The following is a 17,720-nucleotide window of genomic DNA, read 5'->3' on the forward strand; positions in this document are numbered from 1 at the left end:
TCCTCCCCGTTGGCCGCATTCCCTATCCCGGTCTGTGCCAACCGTTTAAGCGAGAGTATACAGGAAGGTTGTTAAACCAGAATCAGGCCGGTGTTAAGCGGCTGTAAGTTTTCACAGATAAGGAGCCGCCGGTCCGCCTGCAGCGTCCTGCATCATGGGCGGTTCATAACAGGCCCGGCCTGCATAGACTAGTCTAAACCCCTTATCCCGAGACGCCTCACCACCGATTTCCTTACATGAGGTGATTGTATGAATACAGAACCCCACGGCCATCTAACTTGGCGTATGGATCTTGGCCGGTACGTGATCCTCAAGCTGGCCTGCGGCGGCGGCATCTTCAGTCTCCTGCAGCTGCTAGCGTGGATGACCGCAGATCTACTCTCACCCGCAAGCGGCCTGCAGACCGGGCTGCCCGCCGAGCTGTGGGCCTATGGCTGCGGTCTGCCGGCTGTCCTGGCCGGCGATCTGCTGCTCTGCCTCCTGCCCCGTCTGGAGAAGCATCAGCAGCTGTCGGTCCGCCTGCTCTGCGGCTTTGGCCTGTACACGATCCTGTCCATGCCCGGCCCGCATCCGTGGATCAACGGGGCTGCCGGTCTCGTTGTCATGCTGCTCTACCGCACCGGCCACCGCCTCTTCGTGCCGGATTCCCTGTGGCAGCTGGTGTTCGCTTTTCCGCTGCCGCTCCTCTGTCTGCTGCTCATCCGCTGAGCGGAGCTGCAGGGCCGTCTACAGCGCCTCAACAAGATCCCCCGCCAGAATCGAGGCGGGGTCTTCGCGCAGCCGCGCTGCCTTCTCCCCGGCGAGACCGTGCAGGTATACGCCGAAGGCCGCTGCCTGGGGTGCGCTCAGCCCCTGGGCGAGCAGACCTGCGATGATGCCTGTCAGCACATCGCCTGCCCCACCCGTCGCCATGCCGGCGTGACCGGTGGTGTTGACATAGGCCGTACCGTCCGGAGAAGCAATCACGGTACGCGCCCCCTTCAGCACGAGCGTGACCCCGCGCCGGTGCGCATAATCCAGCGCACAGCCGATGCGGTCGCGCTGGACCTCGGCCGTCGGCACGCCGAGCAGCCGCCCCATCTCCCCCGGATGGGGCGTGAGCACGACCGGCGCCTGCCGGCGGCCCCAGGCCGACACGCCGTCCCCGGCGTCGGCCAGCATGTTGAGCCCGTCCGCATCGATCACGAGCGGACGGTCGCTCTCTTCCCACAGGCGGCGCAGCCAGCCGGTGTCCCCCTCGAAGCGGCCGAGCCCGGGGCCGGCCGCCAGTACATCGCGGCTCGCCGCGAGCCGCAGCACTTCCTCCGCCGAGGCGGCGTTCCACTCGCCGTCGTCCGTATCCGCCGCTGCCGCCAGCATCAGCTCCGGTACCGCGCCGATCACGCGCGGCAGCAGCGCGGAGGGCAGCGCCCAGGTAACAAGGCCGCTGCCGATGCGTAGAGCAGAACGTGAAGCCAGCAGTCCCGCACCGCTCATGCGCAGGCTGCCTGCCGCGAGCAGGACATGGCCATAGGTTCCCTTATGACCGTCCGGGTCGCGCTGACGGCGGATATCAACGCCCAGCGCATCCGCGAGCGTCTCCTCCGTCAGCAGCTGCACCGGCGGCTCGGGCAGCCCCGGCTGCAGCGCGGGAATACCAATCGCGCGTACGACCACCTCCCCGGCAGCTACCGCGCCGGGATACTGGACCAGCCCGCGCTTCAGGCAGGCCAAGCATACCGTGACCTGCGCACGGATATGCGGCTCCTGTACCTCGCCGGTGTCGGCATCCAGGCCGCTCGGAATGTCCGCGGCCACAACCGGTACGCCGCTTTCCACGGCGGCCCCGATCAGCTCGGCATAAGGTCCGCGGGGAGCCCCCCGCGACCCTGTGCCGAGCAGAGCATCGACCGCGCCGGTGCAGCGGTCGAACGATACCTCATCCCGGCCGTAGACCCGGGCCGGGATGCCAAGAGCTGCAGCCGCGTCACGCTGCAGCGCCGCTTCGCCGCGGAGCGCCTCCGGCGGTTCCGCGTAGATGATGGTGACGCGCACGCCGGCGTCACGTAAGTGGCGGGCGGCAACCAGGCCGTCGCCGCCGTTGTTACCCTTGCCCGCGAGGATGAGCCAATGCTCGCGGGCAGCCTCATCGCGGCGCAGCACAGCGTCGCCGCGGATGATCCCGCCCCGGTTGGGCTTGTCACCGGGGCCGGTCTGGCTGGCGGCATGGTTCGCGCCGCCCCGGTCGTGCTGGCGGCGGCAGTACGCCAGCACTTCTTCCGCAATTGCTTTGCCCGCGTTTTCCATCAGGCTGGCTGCCGGTATACCCATCTTTTCAATCATGTGCTGATCCAGCCGGCGCATCTCTTCCGAAGTCACGATATACATATCCAGGTGCCTCCCTCATCCATTTATCTTCCACTCTTCTCCATATAAAGTCGTTCATAGCATAAAAGGCTAACCACCTGAATGAAACGGGGTTAACCTTTGATATGCTGCTGACTATAGTGAAGAAGGAATGAATTTTTTCTTCTTCGGTCACACCTTATTAATAGCCGACGGTAAAGCGCGTACGTTCAAAATGTCCTTCATCCAGCTCATCCATCATGGCCGCGGCATAATCGGCGATGGTAATTTTGCTGTTCCCCAGCTCATCAGTAACAAGCTGATCGGTACCGATGCGGAAGTTGCCAAAGCGGCGGCCTTCCTCGATCAGCGCAGCCGGACTGAAGTACGTCCAGGATACGTCGGCTTCTTTATAAATGTCATAGGCATCCGCATGAGCCTGGGCCAACGGGCGCAGCTCTTCCGGAAACTCCGGTGTGTCCATCAGCCTGTCGCCGGATTCGACCTTCAGACTGCCTGCACCGCCCACGATCAGAAGCCGAGGTACCTCTGCGCGTCTAGCCCCTTCGATGAGGCATCGGGCGACCTCCAGCAGTTCCTCCTCCGCACCAAATTGAGGACCGTACGCACTGACGATTGCATCATGTCCCCGAGCCGCCTCCGCAATGGAATCCGGTCGCAGAATATCGGCCGTGATGACCTGCAGACGCTCATTCTCCAGCTTCATGCGCTGCGGATCGCGTACCGCTGCCGTTACTTGATACCCCCGGTCCAGTGCCTCCCAGATGATGGCGTGTCCAATTTTACCCGTTGCGCCGAAGACGATGACGCGCCGGTTTTCGTTGATGTTTTCTCGCATTTGAATGATCCCCTTCCTTCTGAACTTGCATGAACCGCACTACTATTTAATACTTATCCACATCCGCAGTTCTCAAACCCTGTCTGCAGCTTGCCTATGTATTCCAGAGTCATCCCTTTTGGCGCCAGGACATGCCTTCTGCATGGGGTAATACTCTGCGGAAACCGCAGCTCTCGTACAGAGTGACCGCTTTAATATTCGCGACGAGGCTGACAAAACCAAGCGGTGGTACGTGCTCATGCAGATACTTCATAATTTCATTCATAATCAGACGTCCCTTGCCGGTACCCCGGTAGGATTCCCTGACAGCAATATCCGTCACCTCGAAAAAGCAGCCTCCGTCACCGATTACCCTTCCCATACCAATGAGCCTTCCTTCCTCCCGCAGCGTAACGGCAAACAGGCTGTTAGGCAGACCTTTCGCTGCTCCTTCGGCGCTCTTGGGACTCAGTCCCGCTTCCGCACGCAGTTCCAGGTATTCCTCTACTCCCGGTGGTTCATATACGATATCCATGACTTCACTCCCCCTAAACATGTTGAATGTGATGATCCACAGCAAACCGCTTCCCGCCAGGCTCTCTCGTGCAAGATTTTACCGTTATCAGCGACGGAAGCGCACCGGATAGAGCGTACTCCGATCTAGCGTCCTTTGTTCTCCTGATGCTCGAGCACGAAGACACCTTCATCTTCTTCCCACTCCACGTAAGCAGGCTCACGCCAATCATCATAGCCCTGTTTGCGCAGCTCGTCAAAAAGCCATTCCCGGTCACGGCCCAGCTTGGACAAATTCTCTTCCTGTATGACTCCTTCTTCAACGAGGCTGAGGGAGTAATCGCTTTTTGGGGCCTCCAGCTTGAGGTCTTCCCGCGCGACCGGCTCATACCGCGGCTTCTTCAGTACGCTTAATGAGCCATTGGTCTCCAGGATCGCATAATTGACCTCACGGATCGCGAAAATATCCTTCTGCCGCAGCATCATTCGCAGCTGCTCCATATCCAGCCGCTGACGCTTGAGTGCCTTCATATCAATCATTCCTTGGCGAATCAGCAGCGTCGGGGAGCCTTCGAGAGGCCCGCGCAGACGGCGCGAATGCTGAGTGATCTTCTCGAACAGATAAGACAGAACGGCCCATAGAGCCAGTGCGAACAGCAGCTCCGGGTAATGCACATCATCCTGATAAATCGTATTGCCCACGAGTTCACTGAGCACAAGGGACGAGACGAAATCAAAGGGCGTCAGCTGGGAAATTTCTTTTTTTCCAAGAAAACGTGTCATAGCTCACAGACCTGCAAAGGCCGTTACCCGTTTGATAGCAATCATGCCGTAATCCATCACAGCCATCCCCTTTCGTATCCACTTAGCCTTTGTTACCTGGATCAAAAGGAGGTTGAATACCCTCTGGCATATATTGTTCCCCCGCTGATGGATTGCCAGCAGCCTGGCAGCGTAGTCTTCCTTCATCTTGTCTCGTATGGTATGTTCGGTGTTTCGCACACTTCCAATGCCAGAATATCTTGAAATCAGCATAGCGGTATGCAATAGTGTAAGAAGGATGATGGAAGGAGGGATGGGTCGTGTACCTGACCCTGACGGCCTGGCTGGCTTCTGCGCCGCAAGGGCTGATTCCGGCCGCAGTATGGCCCTGGACCGTGCTGTCCGATCTGGACACACTCGCTGCTGTGGGAGCAGCTGCTGTGCTGCTGTGGCTCTACCTTTATTATGCCGTGCGGAACGAAAGGCAGCGGCTGCAGCGGGCGAATGAGATTCAAGAGACATTATACATATATACAAGATTGGCAGGGGAGCTGAGCATCGCCGAAAGACTCGGCAGTCCCAGCCAGGGAGACAGGAACGAGCTGCTGCGCAGGCTCCAGGCGTGCAAGGCAGCGCCTTACCTGACACCTCATCTCCATGAGCAGGTCCAGGCCTGCCTCCGGGACTGCGACCGTGCCCGGCTGGAGCTCCTCCACAGATCACTGGAGCGTGAGATCCACAAGCTGACCGAGGAACGTACCCGGCTGCTGCGCAGGCAGCATGCTCCAGGCTGGGGGCTGACCTGGTGGCGGCTTATCTCCCCGGCTGCCCTTCCGGCTGCAGCAGGGGGAAGTCTGCTGCTGATCTGGCAGCTGTGGCACGAGAGCGCAGGCCTGCCTGGCTCATGGCATGATTGGCCGCATCTGCTGCTGTGGATGCGCTGCCTGTCCGGCCTGCTTGGCATCATGGGCCTTTATTCAGCTTTGACACTGCAACGGCGTGAATACCCGAATGCGTTATCCAATCTGCTGTCACTGGCTATAGCAGCGCTGGCCCTCATTCTGTGGATGGGCGAGGAGGCAGCACCCTACGTGCTGGGAGCACAGCTGCTGCTGTTCCTGCTCGGCTTCAGGCTGACTGGCGGCCGCTCCCGCAAGGAACGTCCCTATGTCGGACACCCCGATTTAATGAAAATGGATCCGGAGCTGCACAGTATGGAGCAGCGAACGGATCAACGTGCTGAAGAACCTGCCGAGGAGCATACAGAGAAGCATGCCGATCAGGATGCTCTGTGAATCAGCAGGCTATGAAACACGCACGGTTGTAAGATACAACCCGCTTCTACATCTCATACAAGTTACGGAAAAACCGGGATGAGCTTCTCCTGAACAGGAGCGTCATCCCGGTTTTTTTTGCTGTAAATCTTATGAACCTAATGAGCGCTTTTGCGGCCAAGCCAGCTCTTCAGAATAAGCGTAGCTAGCGCCAGCAGCAGAAGCAATGAAGCTACGGCAAAGGAAGCCGAGAACTGGTACTCGTTATACAGGATTTCCACATGGAGCGGAAGCGTGTTCGTCTCGCCCCGGATATGGCCGGAGACCACGGATACGGCCCCGAACTCTCCCATCGCTCTTGCATTACAGAGAATAATCCCATAGAGCAGTCCCCATTTAATATTCGGCAGCGTTACCTTCCAAAACACCTGCCAGCCCTTGGCTCCCAGGGTTACCGCCGCTTCTTCCTCCTGCGTCCCCTGATCCTCCATCAGCGGAATCAGCTCCCGCGCCACGAAGGGAAACGTAATAAAGAGGGTGGCGAGTATGATCCCGGGCAGGGCGAAAATAATGGTAATATTATGATCATCCAGCCACGGCCCCAGCCATCCCTGTGCACCGAATACGAGCACGAAGATCAGACCGCCGACTACAGGTGAAATCGCAAAAGGCAGGTCAATCAGCGTAATCAGCACACCTTTGCCCCGGAATTGGAACTTGGTAATCAGCCAGGCAGCCGCTACCCCGAATATTGTATTCAGCGGCACCGTGATCGCTGCTACAATCAGCGTCAGGCGCAGGGCTGACATGGCATCCGGATCACGCAAGGCATCCAGATAGACGCCGAATCCCTGCTTCAGCGCTTCGGTCAATACGACGATCAGCGGCAGGATCAGCAGCCACAGCATCACCAGTGCCGCGGCTCCAATCAGCAGCCACTTGACGGCTGTGGATTCTTCGACTGCTCGCGTTCGTACAGGTTGTGTCTTCGTCGGCGCAAGTCCAGGCACAGTTCCAGCCATGATTCATCCTCCTTGTAAGCATCTCGCATCCTCTATCTGGACCGCTTGCGTGACCAGCGCTGCACACTGTTGATGACGAACAGCATCATAAAGGAAATCAGCAGCAGGAGCAGGGCTACTGCAGTAGCTCCGGCATAATCAAACTGCTCCAGCTTGGACATAATCAGCAGCGGCGCTATCTCGGTCTTCATAGGCATATTGCCGGAAATGAACACGACCGAGCCGTATTCCCCGAGTCCCCGGGCGAAAGCCAGGGCAAAGCCTGTCAGCAGGGGCGGAATCAGCTCCGGTAGAATGACGGAACGGAACGTACGTAAACGGCCTGCCCCCAGGGTAGCCGCCGCCTCTTCCACATCTCCCTCCAGTTCCTCCAGCACAGGCTGAAGGGTGCGGACAACAAACGGTATACCAATAAACATCAGCGCAAGTGTGATACCGGCCTGGGTGAAGGCCAGCTTGATGCCCAGCGGCTCCAGCAGGCTGCCGATCCAGCCGTTCTGGCTGTAGATGGCGGTAAGCGCCACTCCCGCCACCGCTGTTGGCAGGGCAAACGGGAGGTCAATGATGGCATCGAATATCTTTTTGCCGGGGAAATCATACCGCACCAGCACCCAAGCCAGCAGCAGCCCGAGGAACAGATCTATCAAGGCGGCAGCTCCGGAAGTCAGGAAGCTGACCCTGTAGGAGGCAAGCACACGCGGATCGGTCGCTACATCAAGAAAAGTGGACCAGGTCAGCCCGGTTGAATTCAGCAGCAGTGCAGACAGCGGCACCAGCACAATGAGACTGAGATACAGCACGCTGTAGCCCATCGTAAGTCCAAACCCTGGCAGCACGCGCCTGCGGGCAGCCTGAAGATTGCTCATGGGGTCATTTCATTCCTTCCTGTATACAATTCGCTTTCTTTATATGTGGCTTATTTGCTGCCAGGCACGTAGATTTGGTCAAAAATCCCGCCGTCACCAAAAAATTTCTTCTGGGTATCCTCCCATGTTCCGAACACATCCTGCAGCTTGAACAGCTCAATTGCAGGGAACTGATCCTTGAACTGCTCTGCGATCTTCTCGGAAGTTGGACGATAGTAGTTCTCTGCCGCGATCTTCTGGCCTTCGTCCGAGTACAGATATTTGAGATAAGCCTCGGCCACTTCGCGGGTGCCCTTCTTATCCACCACTTTATCGACGACAGCAACCGGAGGTTCAGCCAGAATACTCTCGGACGGCACGACGATGTCGAACTTGTCTGCACCCAGCTCCTTCACGGACAGCAGCGCCTCGTTCTCCCAGGCGATCAGCACATCGCCGATGCCCCGTTCCACGAACGTTGTCGTTGCCCCGCGGGCACCTGTATCCAGTACAGGGGCATGCTTATACAGCTCGGTAACAAATTCCTGCGCTTTGGCTTCATCATTATTATTTTTCTTCAGCGCATAACCCCAGGCTGCGAGGAAATTCCAGCGCGCACCGCCCGAGGTCTTCGGATTCGGCGTAATGACCTGGGTATCTCCCTTGATCAGATCGTCCCAGTCTTTGATGCCTTTCGGGTTGCCCTTGCGCACCAGGAATACAATAGTTGAAGTATAAGGAGCACTGTTATGCTCGAATTTACTCTGCCAGCCCTCATGGATCTTGCCGCTCTTCTGGATGGCATCAATATCATAACCGAGTGCCAGCGTGACAACGTCCGCCTTGATGCCGTCAATCACCGAACGGCTTTGCTTGCCGGAACCACCATGCGACTGCTTGACCGTTACCTTCTGCCCTTTCTCTTTCTCCCAGTAGGCCGCGAACGCCTTGTTATATTGCTCGTACAGCTCCCTAGTCGGATCATAGGAGACATTCAGCAGTTCTACTTCCTTGGCATCCTTAGCGGTTGAAGAAGTACTGCTGCCGCAAGCTGCCAGCATTCCTGTCATAACCAATGCCATTCCGATCAGCATTCCCTGCTTCCACTTCTTCTTCATGAACCCACACTCCCTGTTTTTCTTGGCCTTGATCTGTCGATAAGTATAAAAAAAACGGACAGATCGTCTCCTGTATACCTGGTCAAACCATGGATATGAATAGCTAGATTCATGCCAAATGTGCCTGCCTGCTGCGGTGTACGGGAAACGCTCTGTCCGAATGGATAAAACATAAAACAAAATTAAAATTAATCCTACCTGTTTAGTATGTTAAACTCATTTTATTCAGCAGCCCAGGCACTGTCAATTGATTTTTTCCAAAATGAAATTTTCTTTTTAGTCGTGTACGGGAGGTTTCCTTGTATATTCGTTAATGGGGGTATATATTATTTATATATTTGTAAATTATTTGTGGAAGACGGTGTGAAGCATGCAACTGGATATCTCAGAAAAATCCCTGCCAGTCTACGAGGCACTGGCCAGTGAAGTCCGTATCAATATCCTAAATCTGTTGGCCGAACGGCCCATGAATATCCGAGAGCTCGCCGAAGCACTCAGCCTGAGCAGTGCCATCATGACGATGCACGTAAAGAAGCTGGAGAAAGCTGAGCTGATCTCTACCCAGATGCTGCCTGGACGCGGAGGCGTGCAGAAGGTGTGCTCCCTGGCAGCCAGCAAGATTGAAATTACGATGCCGCAGAGCCGGCAGGACACACGGCAGTTCCACCAGACAGAAGTATCTGTAGGGCACTTCACCGATTTTGAAATTGAGCCTACCTGTGGTCTTGCTACCGTAGAGCGCATTATCGGCGAGTTCGATGAGCCTCGTTATTTTCTGGATCCGGAACGGGTCAACGCCAAAGTCCTGTGGTTCAGCAAAGGTTTCATGGAGTATAAGGCTCCCAACTTCCTGCTCGCCAGTGAGAAGCCGGAGGAGCTGGAAATCTCCATGGAGCTGTCATCGGAAGCCCCCTTCACGAACGCCAATTGGCCTTCAGATATTACTTTCTTTCTTAATGATGTATGTCTGGGCAGTTGGACCAGCCCGGGTGACTTCGGAGACAACCGGGGCAAGTATACGCCTGCCTGGTGGCCGGATGTGGTGAACCAGTACGGTCTGCTCAAGCGGCTGCGTGTGACAGGCAAGGGCACCTTCATGGATGGCATACAGATCTCCAATGTCACGCTGGACCAGGTGTCCATTGAGCAGAAGCAGTGGAAATTCCGCATTGCGGTGCTGGACGATGCGAAGCATATCGGCGGGGCAACTCTCTTCGGGACCGGGTTCGGCAACTACAACCAGGATATTCTGTTCCGTTTGTATTACACAGCCGCTGAGCACCCGGATAAGACGGTGTCAGCAGAACATATCGGCCAAAGCTGAATCTCCTGGGAACGATTTAATCAGCCCCATTAGCAATGCAAGCCCAAAAACGTCCGTCCCGGGATACCGGGAATGGACGTTTTTGGGCTTGCCTATATTCTCTCATATATGGATTGGAAGATTACGCTTTGTACAGGCGGATGACATTCCAGGATGCCTTCGGCAGTACGGACTGCAGCATGCCGCTGTCCATCTTGGATTGTCCCTGGTTATGCGGCTTTACCTGCTCGTTGTGCGCACTGTTGGAAGCCTTCAGTTCCGCATTGTTCTCCAGTACGATATGTTCACGGACGGCATAACCGTCGAAGCTGCGCAGATCGCTGTCCAGCACCATATCCTCGTTCAGATGCCGGTTCACCGCGAAAATCGTCACCGTATCCTCTTCTTCATTATAGACAACCGCCGAATCCAGGTAGGGTACATCCGTAAAGTCCTTACTGTCATATTTCGGCGAGGAAACGACCGGCTGCAGCGACACGCCGCGCCCATAGACGGATGCATGCATATAAGGATAGAAGATGGTCTGCTTCCAGGCAGGCCCACCTTTCTCGGTCATGATCGGTGCAATGACGTTCACCAGCTGCGCAAGACAGGCCATCTTGACCCGGTCGGCATGCTTCAGGAAGGTCATGAGCATGCTGCCCACGAGCAGCGCGTCTTCAAAGTTATATTGGTCCTCCAGCTGAGGCGGTGCAATGCTCCACGGCTCAATCTTGGTATCTGCATCGTTGGAGTGATACCAGACATTCCATTCATCAAAGGAAAGATACATCGTCTTCTTGCTGCGTTTCTTCGCCTTAATGTAATCGCAGGTAGAAGCGACCGTCTTAATAAAATGATCCATATCCAGTGATAGTGCCAAGTAGTTGGCCGGGTCATTATCTCGGTTGCCGTAGTACTGATGCAGTGAAACAAAATCCACCTCATCATAGGTATGGCTCAGCGTTGTCGCTTCCCATTCCGGGAAGGTCGGCATACCCGTGTTGGAACTGCCGCAGGAGACCAGCTGAATATCCGGGTCGACAAGGCGCATGGCCTTGGCCGTCTCAACTGCAAGGCGTCCGTACTCCTCTGCCGTCTTATGTCCGATCTGCCAAGGTCCGTCCATTTCATTGCCTAGACACCATGTCTTGATCTTGTGCGGCTGCTCGTACCCGTGCTTGCGGCGCAGATCACTGTAATAGGTACCGCCCGGATGGTTGGTGTATTCAACCAAGTTCCTCGCAGCATCAATACCGCGTGTGCCCAGATTGACCGCCATCATAACCTCGGCTCCAACAGCGCGTGTCCAGTCGACAAATTCATTTGTACCTACTTCATTGGTCTCAATTGTTCGCCATGCAAGCTCCAGTCGGCGTGGACGCTCTTCCAGAGGACCTACACCATCTTCCCAATTGTAAGCGGATACCATATTACCGCCCGGATAGCGGATTATGGGTACCTGCAGTTCCCGAACAAGCTGCATGACATCTTTGCGGAAACCTTTCTCATCGCTGTCGGGATGATCCGGTTCATACACCCCGCCATAGACTGCACGCCCCAGGTGCTCAATAAAGGAACCATAAATTCGTTTATCAATCGGAGAAATAACGAAGGACTTATCAACAATCATTTTAGCCTGCAGCTTATCGGACATGACCATTCATCCTTTCAAAAAGGGAGTTTAATAGTTAATATATATAATAACTAATTCATGTTTTTATGCTCAATGGCATCGTACCCCTTTTTAATCAGCCTTGTCAACCGGAAATTAAACGTTTACATTATCGTTAATGTACATCTTGCATGCAGGCTGATATATTCGTCTTTTCAAGGCCCACGTTCAGATGTAGAAAACGGCCATTGTTCGAAACTAGTCAGCAAAGCATTTTCATATGATAGAAACTTAACGAGACGAAAAAAGCAACTTTATTTTGTAAAGGCATGACTTATACTCGTAAATATCCAGTATATTCACTAGTTCAATCGTTTTACATCTTAGACAAGAAAGGTCAGCCTCTTTAGGCTGACCTTTCTTGTCTAAGAATTAGCTCATTACAAATTATATAACCTTCATTCATTTAATCTGAAAATTTTTTAAGCTCAAAAATAGTTGCCTCTGATAACAGGATAAGCCTATCGTTATTAACAACAAAAAAACTCACACTTACAGGTATGCTAAGTTTTGTAGAAGGGTCACTTACAACTATTGCTTTTACTACATCATTTATATTTAAGTCAAGAATATCTATTTTATATAATCTATAAAAAGAGTCCGAGTTATTGCATGTCGCTGTAATCTCATATAATGGATTTTTCAGGTAAGTTTGGTATTTTTTATATTTTTTGAGTCCTTTTGATGAAAAAAATCTCTTTTGATTACAATTTCATCTCCGATAAACTTCTGCCCTGTTGGATATTCAGAAGCATCATTGTATGAATTTGCAAATCCTAATAGCTTCTCAACTTTCCAAGTTCCATAGTAATAATTTTCAGTTTCACTATCCAAACTTGTACGTTCTAAAGTGCAATCGTCATTATTTTGCTGTGTTGTTACTTGTTTACTGGGAAACTCACCCGAACCTCGCGTATCGGTTGCGGACTTACCTGATCCACCACATCCTGAAAGCAAGACGAAACTCAACACCATCAATACACCGAGCACTTTTTTCAATACTAAAATCTCCTTTCGTCTACCTAGCAGAAATTATATCAGACCAATGAACCCACGAATGACTTAAAATCAACATTATTTACAATTAAAGTTAAAATCGTGTTATATGATCCGATCAGAAAACGGCCCCCTAGTATCAAGAAGTTTGGTCATAGAGCAATATATCGACAAAACATTGTTTCTTTTGCAGATATTTGCAGTATGGCCATGAGTTTAGGAAAAGGACAAGATAGCGAGGATATTTAGGCAATCCATGCATTACTTCTAAAAAGAAGCGAGAAAGAAAAAAGAAAAGCACTCAACATTTTGAAACAGGTATTTGAAACAGGCCATTCTTGTTTATGTGCCCTCCAACCCAAAAAAGCGGCTCTTCCTTATGGAAGAACCGCTTTTCTCTGATTCTGAACTTATTTAGGATTTATGTTTCGGCTTCTCCATGGGCTCAATGCACACCGGTGTATTCATCTCCAGTACAAACCCTGTCCGTGTCAGCCGGCCGTCATCGGGATGAATGGCATATGATACGATATTATCACTGTCCTGATTGGCTGCCAGCAAATAGCCGCCCGGCAGAATATTGAAATTCCGCGGCGTTTTCCCGAAAGTCTCCACCCATTCCTGCACCGTCAGCGCTCCACTCTCCGGATCAATATGATACAGCACGATGCTGTCATGTCCGCGGTTAGAAGCATACAGATATCGTCCACAAGGTGTAATGCGGATATCGGCTGCCGTGTTTTCCAGATGCTGCTGATCCTCAGGCAGGGTTGATACATGCTGCAGAGGTGTCAATTCCCCGATCTGCTCATTGTAGGAGAGAACTGTAACCGTATTGTTCAGTTCGTTCACGAGATAAGCGAATGCCCCCTTCGGATGAAAAGCCAAATGGCGCGGGCCGGAACCCGGAGGCAGGTTGGTCTCCCGGTGGGTCACCAGCTTGCCCCCCTCTTCCAGACGATAGATCACAATCTGATCCAGGCCCAGATCACAGACAAATACATAACGGCCCGACCGGTCAGACACAACCGAGTGGGGATGTGCTGCGTCCTGCCGGTCCTCCCGGATGCCGCTGCCCTCATGTTTGACCTGGGAAGCCATGTCAGCCAGCCCGCTTGTTCCTGCAGCGGGGAAAACGTTTACGTTCCCGCCCGAGTAATTGGAAGCCAGCACATATTGGCCGTCGCCTGACAGTGATACATAGCAGGTATCTGCTCCATCTGTAGCACGGCGGTCCAGCAGATGCAGCTCCCCCGTCTTTTCATCTACACGGTAGACATAAACCTCCCCGTCTGCAGTCTCACTCGCCGCATATAGACGCGTCCCTTCTTCATTCAACGCTATAAAGGAGGGACGTTCAATTCCCTCAATCCCGCTCAGTATGCGCATCTCCCCATTCTCTTGATTAAGAACACAGACATGGATCGCCTGCTCACTGCGTGAGGCATAGGTCCCCGCATAAAAAATCGTTTCATTCGCCTTCGCCTGCTGTACCATATTTGCAGCCTCCCTTTCTCATCTTCTAAACTCATTCCCATTTTATTACCCAGCCGAACCCTCTGCGTCCCAACTCCAGGAGTCTGCTCTGGATCAAAGAAGACAAACAGTTTCTTAAAGATAGCTGCTTGACTTTAAATAGTTATGGTTATAAACTTACTTACAAATAGTAACCAACTGGAGGAATTCCTTATGATCTCACCTATTTTCCTGGCGCACGGTTCACCGATGACCGCCATTGAACAATCCCCTTATACAAAGTTTCTGGATGCTTATGGCCAAACCCTTCATCCCAAAGCGATTGTCATTTTCACGGCCCACTGGGAAAGTCCTGTACTGACTGTAACATCAACGGATGACGTTTATGAGACGATTTATGATTTTGGCGGGTTCCCGCCCGAACTCTATGCGGTTCAATATCCCGCACGCGGCTCTGTCTCTCTGGCGGAAAGACTGACCCGGCGTTTCGAGGCCCAAGGCATAGACGTACGCAAGGATGAACGGCGCGGATTGGATCATGGCTCGTGGACACTGCTGCACCGCCTGTTCCCGGCCGCCGATATTCCGGTTGTCCAGATTTCTGTACATCCATTTCTGCCGCCGACCCAGCAGCTTGCCATTGGTGAAGCACTGCGGGGGCTGGATGCCGAGGATATTCTCATCATCGGCAGCGGCGTGACCGTGCATAATCTTCGTATGGTGGACTGGGATGCAGTTGAACCGACGGAATGGGCGGTGCAGTTCGACGACTGGCTGATTGAACAGGTACAGTCCTGGGATACCTGGAAGCTGGACCGCTACCGCGAGCTGGCTCCGCATGCGGTTCGTGCCGTACCGCGTGAAGAACATTTTGTCCCGCTGTTTCTGGCAATGGGCAGCAGTACCCCTGACCGCAAACCCGAGATTCTTCATCGCAGCTATCAGATGGGTACGTTAAGCTATCTCAGCTTTTCTTTCTAAAATGGTTAAAGTAAAGAACGTGATCCCGGGAGTGAAGTGACCGCTGTAAAGTAGACAGAAAATAAAAAGCAATAATTAAGCAGCCTGAGTGCGGTATTCATACGGACTCAGGTTGTTTAGTTTTGTCTGGAAACGTGCATGGTTGTAGAAGTGGATGTATTGCTGAGCAGCATGTTTCACCTGCTTGGCCGAGACAAAGGCGTGGAGGTAGAAACACTTGGATAAAAAAATCCCCTTCATTAGTAGACAGATTAATTGGCTTTCTTTTTTCTGTCTACTATGAAGGGGATCATATCATTAATTGGGTTCCTATTTTTTAGTTATTGAATGTCTGGAAGATCGTTAGGAGTAGACAAATGAAATAGACTAAAGACCTATATTGATATTTTACCGGCATATTTAATATGAAATTTTAGGGAAAAGTTCCTTAATAATCCTATTTTTTTGAATCTTAAGAACTACTATTTTTTCAAAAGTAGAGTTTAAGAACTACATAACCTAAAGTATTAGGATCTATAGTTCGATATAAAAGTTGAAAGCATACAATAATAGCATAGAATAATAGGGGGACTTTATGCAGAAGAAGAGAATATTTTATTCATTTACAATTGTATCAATGCTAATAATGATTTTCGGTGGCCAGAATGTTAACGCTAATCAGAATACTAATTTATCTGACCTTGAAACACATTGGGCAAAGGCAACCATCAAATGGGCAATTAATCAGAATATTGTAACAGGCTATGAGGATGGAACCTTTAAACCGAACAAGACGGTATCAGAAGCGGAATTTTTAACGATGCTCATTCGCACATATTTGCCCGATGTACAAAGCAGTAAGACAGGTAACTGGGCAGACAGTTATTATGAGATTGCTTATCAAAATAACTACTTGCTTGATGGTTCCGAGGAAATCGAAAAAAGAAATGAACTGATTACTCGTTTAGAGGTTGCTGAATTAATAACTTCAACCCAAGGCAAACATTACGAGGGGGATCATGCAATACAATTTATGTATGATAATAAGTTAGCAAGTGGATCAGATCCCAATAAACTTACTATAACAGGGTTTAAAGCTTTGGAGTCGCTTACTCGTGCGGAAGCAGTGCAGTTTATTAAAAACCTATACGAATTTGGGAAAGAAGAGTTACAACCACGCCCCCTCCTATATTCTGACGTTACTCAATTGACAATTTACCAATTAGGTGAAGTACCCGTGAGTTCTGATGTCAATCTACATACTATGTATGTAGATCAAGTTCAAGTTGCCAAAAGTGAAGGACAACCGATCAGTCGTGCCGAAACCATGTTTGTACCTGTTGAACCAGCAGTAAAAGGTATGGGTGATAAGCTGACTTGGTTTGATAAGCCTAATTCAGCTATGATTACGAAGAAAGATGGAACTGGAATCACTATTTACTTAGGCAGATCTGCCGCTATGGTAAATGGAAAATCCATTCCGATTTCAACGAAGGTCATCAAAACAGTCAATGTTCCTGTTCCAATGAAACCTACTGTGTTAGGTGGTAAGCTCTATGTTCCAGTTGAATTTCTGAAAGAGGTTTTGGGATACAATTTTGAGCTTAAAACCGAAGGAAATTCGAATTTTGTAATTGTAGGTAAAGCTCCAGCATCTTTGGATCCTGTTCAGAGCACACCAGCTCCAACCCCAACACCTAATCCTAAACCATCTGAGACGTGGAAACCTGATCTTGGGTATCTCCCTCCTGCTGGATGGACACCACCTAAAATCAAGTCTACTTCAACAGATGACGGTGCCAAAGATACTAAAATTCTTGAAAAAGAACTTGGATTTACGGGTGGCTATGCTTTCAATGTTTACAAACAAGATGGAAATGTAATTGGTGAAAAGATCATTGTTGGTTCACACCCTGAATCCTATGTAAACATTGAATTCAAGGCTTGGTACGGCGAGAAGAAAAATGCTCATGACAGCAATAAGATTCCCTATATTGCAAGGGAATTGTTCAAGTTCTATTTTCCAAACAACTATATGAAGTTGTGGAACATTATCAATGATGGTGTTAATGGAAAAGATGTATCAAAGTATGTTGGAACGAAATTTACCTTAGACAATCGTGAGGTTAAAATTGTCGATGGTGAACGAAGTATTTCGGTAATCGTTAGTAAAAAGAAATAGGTAGTATGAAAAGAGAGTGGAGTCTAATCCATTCTCTTTTTATATTTTTTAAACATCTAAAAGTTCGTTCATATTTGATAAAGCAATATAGAACCGAAAATCGATTTATTATTGCATTTAAATGAAATAACCTAATGGTAAAGTAGGTTGAAAAAACCATGAAATTGAAGAAAAAAATAGCATTGGGGGTGGTTTCGTACTTATTGGTGTTATAACCTATTTTGGCTTCAATACCGTACTAATCGAAAAGTCTTATGCCGCTTTTGGCGGGGATGATGGTACTCAATAATCCAGTTAGAACATTAGATGAGCCACCAACTTATAAACTTTTAATGACGGAACCGCTCAAAAATCTTGCTATGAATCGTTGGGAATATCTCAGTTATGGGAACATGCGAACTATTTTCTGCGCTCGGTTGTGAATGTGCGTC

General features: G+C 51.2%; 17 protein-coding genes. 5 read left to right on the forward strand and 12 right to left on the reverse strand.

Features of this window, described 5'->3' with window-relative positions; translation table 11 throughout:
• Positions 1-249 precede the first annotated feature (249 nt).
• A complete protein-coding gene (locus tag Q5741_RS09835; protein WP_305023915.1) occupies positions 250-708 on the forward strand; it encodes a hypothetical protein in 459 nt (152 codons plus the stop codon).
• An 18-nt stretch (positions 709-726) separates the two neighbouring features.
• Here Q5741_RS09835 and Q5741_RS09840 read toward each other — a convergent pair whose 3' ends face one another.
• The 5 genes from Q5741_RS09840 to Q5741_RS09860 all read right to left on the reverse strand — a co-directional run bounded on the left by Q5741_RS09840 (position 727) and on the right by Q5741_RS09860 (position 4,645).
• Entirely contained in the window at positions 727-2,367 is a 1,641-nt protein-coding gene (locus Q5741_RS09840) for an NAD(P)H-hydrate dehydratase (protein WP_305023916.1), read from the reverse strand.
• 160 nt (positions 2,368-2,527) lie between these two features.
• Complete coding sequence (locus Q5741_RS09845; protein ID WP_305023917.1) at positions 2,528-3,184, reverse strand: NAD(P)-dependent oxidoreductase; 657 nt, start codon at positions 3,182-3,184, stop codon at positions 2,528-2,530.
• Positions 3,185-3,293: 109 nt separating this feature from the next.
• Positions 3,294-3,698 (reverse strand): GNAT family N-acetyltransferase, encoded by a 405-nt coding sequence (locus Q5741_RS09850; protein WP_305023918.1) that lies wholly within the window; start codon positions 3,696-3,698, stop codon positions 3,294-3,296.
• A gap of 125 nt (positions 3,699-3,823) precedes the next feature.
• The gene (locus Q5741_RS09855; protein WP_305023919.1) at positions 3,824-4,459 is read right to left on the reverse strand and encodes a DUF421 domain-containing protein; all 636 of its coding nucleotides are present in this window, start codon (positions 4,457-4,459) and stop codon (positions 3,824-3,826) included.
• Between the two features lie 3 nt (positions 4,460-4,462).
• Positions 4,463-4,645: a hypothetical protein gene (locus Q5741_RS09860; protein ID WP_305023920.1), complete on the reverse strand. Its 183-nt coding sequence runs from the start codon at positions 4,643-4,645 to the stop codon at positions 4,463-4,465.
• Positions 4,646-4,758: 113 nt separating this feature from the next.
• Between Q5741_RS09860 and Q5741_RS09865 the strand changes: the two genes are divergently transcribed.
• On the forward strand, positions 4,759-5,733 hold the full coding sequence (locus tag Q5741_RS09865; protein ID WP_305023921.1) for a hypothetical protein: 975 nt from the start codon (positions 4,759-4,761) through the stop codon (positions 5,731-5,733).
• A 137-nt stretch (positions 5,734-5,870) separates the two neighbouring features.
• Here the strand turns inward: Q5741_RS09865 and cysW are convergent, their stop codons facing one another.
• The 3 genes from cysW to Q5741_RS09880 are packed head-to-tail and all read right to left on the reverse strand — an operon-like array spanning position 5,871 to position 8,697.
• Positions 5,871-6,734 carry a sulfate ABC transporter permease subunit CysW gene (gene cysW / locus Q5741_RS09870; RefSeq protein WP_305023922.1) on the reverse strand — a complete coding sequence of 288 codons (864 nt, stop codon included), beginning with the start codon at positions 6,732-6,734 and terminating at the stop codon, positions 5,871-5,873.
• 32 nt (positions 6,735-6,766) lie between these two features.
• A complete protein-coding gene (gene cysT / locus Q5741_RS09875; protein WP_305023923.1) occupies positions 6,767-7,600 on the reverse strand; it encodes a sulfate ABC transporter permease subunit CysT in 834 nt (277 codons plus the stop codon).
• A gap of 50 nt (positions 7,601-7,650) precedes the next feature.
• Positions 7,651-8,697: a sulfate ABC transporter substrate-binding protein gene (locus tag Q5741_RS09880; protein WP_305023924.1), complete on the reverse strand. Its 1,047-nt coding sequence runs from the start codon at positions 8,695-8,697 to the stop codon at positions 7,651-7,653.
• 370 nt (positions 8,698-9,067) lie between these two features.
• Here Q5741_RS09880 and Q5741_RS09885 point away from each other — a divergent pair, with 370 nt between their 5' ends.
• Positions 9,068-10,021: an ArsR/SmtB family transcription factor gene (locus Q5741_RS09885; RefSeq protein ID WP_305023925.1), complete on the forward strand. Its 954-nt coding sequence runs from the start codon at positions 9,068-9,070 to the stop codon at positions 10,019-10,021.
• Between the two features lie 121 nt (positions 10,022-10,142).
• Here the strand turns inward: Q5741_RS09885 and arfA are convergent, their stop codons facing one another.
• The 3 genes from arfA to Q5741_RS09900 all read right to left on the reverse strand — a co-directional run bounded on the left by arfA (position 10,143) and on the right by Q5741_RS09900 (position 14,168).
• Positions 10,143-11,657 carry an arabinosylfuranosidase ArfA gene (gene arfA, locus Q5741_RS09890; RefSeq protein ID WP_305023926.1) on the reverse strand — a complete coding sequence of 505 codons (1,515 nt, stop codon included), beginning with the start codon at positions 11,655-11,657 and terminating at the stop codon, positions 10,143-10,145.
• Positions 11,658-12,317: 660 nt separating this feature from the next.
• Positions 12,318-12,674, reverse strand: a complete 357-nt coding sequence (locus tag Q5741_RS09895) for a hypothetical protein (RefSeq protein ID WP_305023927.1) — start codon at positions 12,672-12,674, stop codon at positions 12,318-12,320.
• A 411-nt stretch (positions 12,675-13,085) separates the two neighbouring features.
• Positions 13,086-14,168 carry a lactonase family protein gene (locus Q5741_RS09900; RefSeq protein ID WP_305023928.1) on the reverse strand — a complete coding sequence of 361 codons (1,083 nt, stop codon included), beginning with the start codon at positions 14,166-14,168 and terminating at the stop codon, positions 13,086-13,088.
• Between the two features lie 192 nt (positions 14,169-14,360).
• Between Q5741_RS09900 and Q5741_RS09905 the strand changes: the two genes are divergently transcribed.
• On the forward strand, positions 14,361-15,128 hold the full coding sequence (locus Q5741_RS09905; RefSeq protein ID WP_305023929.1) for a DODA-type extradiol aromatic ring-opening family dioxygenase: 768 nt from the start codon (positions 14,361-14,363) through the stop codon (positions 15,126-15,128).
• Between the two features lie 75 nt (positions 15,129-15,203).
• Here Q5741_RS09905 and Q5741_RS21670 read toward each other — a convergent pair whose 3' ends face one another.
• On the reverse strand, positions 15,204-15,368 hold the full coding sequence (locus tag Q5741_RS21670) for an IS3 family transposase (protein WP_407074340.1): 165 nt from the start codon (positions 15,366-15,368) through the stop codon (positions 15,204-15,206).
• 334 nt (positions 15,369-15,702) lie between these two features.
• Between Q5741_RS21670 and Q5741_RS09910 the strand changes: the two genes are divergently transcribed.
• Entirely contained in the window at positions 15,703-17,289 is a 1,587-nt protein-coding gene (locus tag Q5741_RS09910) for a stalk domain-containing protein (protein WP_305023930.1), read from the forward strand.
• Positions 17,290-17,720: the final 431 nt, after the last annotated feature.

This window comes from Paenibacillus lacisoli (genome assembly GCF_030580655.1).
Classification (GTDB): domain Bacteria; phylum Bacillota; class Bacilli; order Paenibacillales; family Paenibacillaceae; genus Paenibacillus; species Paenibacillus lacisoli.

Excerpts from the sequence above, each read along its gene's own strand:
- Q5741_RS09835 (WP_305023915.1), top strand. The coding sequence starts at position 250 with ATGAATACAGAACCCCACGGCCATCTAACTTGGCGTATGGATCTTGGC.
- Q5741_RS09840 (WP_305023916.1), bottom strand. The coding sequence starts at position 2,367 with ATGTATATCGTGACTTCGGAAGAGATGCGCCGGCTGGATCAGCACATG.
- Q5741_RS09845 (WP_305023917.1), bottom strand. The coding sequence starts at position 3,184 with ATGCGAGAAAACATCAACGAAAACCGGCGCGTCATCGTCTTCGGCGCA.
- Q5741_RS09850 (WP_305023918.1), bottom strand. The coding sequence starts at position 3,698 with ATGGATATCGTATATGAACCACCGGGAGTAGAGGAATACCTGGAACTG.
- Q5741_RS09855 (WP_305023919.1), bottom strand. The coding sequence starts at position 4,459 with ATGACACGTTTTCTTGGAAAAAAAGAAATTTCCCAGCTGACGCCCTTT.
- Q5741_RS09860 (WP_305023920.1), bottom strand. The coding sequence starts at position 4,645 with ATGAAGGAAGACTACGCTGCCAGGCTGCTGGCAATCCATCAGCGGGGG.
- cysW (WP_305023922.1), bottom strand. The coding sequence starts at position 6,734 with ATGGCTGGAACTGTGCCTGGACTTGCGCCGACGAAGACACAACCTGTA.
- cysT (WP_305023923.1), bottom strand. The coding sequence starts at position 7,600 with ATGAGCAATCTTCAGGCTGCCCGCAGGCGCGTGCTGCCAGGGTTTGGA.
- Q5741_RS09880 (WP_305023924.1), bottom strand. The coding sequence starts at position 8,697 with ATGAAGAAGAAGTGGAAGCAGGGAATGCTGATCGGAATGGCATTGGTT.
- Q5741_RS09885 (WP_305023925.1), top strand. The coding sequence starts at position 9,068 with ATGCAACTGGATATCTCAGAAAAATCCCTGCCAGTCTACGAGGCACTG.
- arfA (WP_305023926.1), bottom strand. The coding sequence starts at position 11,657 with ATGTCCGATAAGCTGCAGGCTAAAATGATTGTTGATAAGTCCTTCGTT.
- Q5741_RS09900 (WP_305023928.1), bottom strand. The coding sequence starts at position 14,168 with ATGGTACAGCAGGCGAAGGCGAATGAAACGATTTTTTATGCGGGGACC.
- Q5741_RS09905 (WP_305023929.1), top strand. The coding sequence starts at position 14,361 with ATGATCTCACCTATTTTCCTGGCGCACGGTTCACCGATGACCGCCATT.
- Q5741_RS21670 (WP_407074340.1), bottom strand. The coding sequence starts at position 15,368 with ATGAAGGGGATTTTTTTATCCAAGTGTTTCTACCTCCACGCCTTTGTC.
- Q5741_RS09910 (WP_305023930.1), top strand. The coding sequence starts at position 15,703 with ATGCAGAAGAAGAGAATATTTTATTCATTTACAATTGTATCAATGCTA.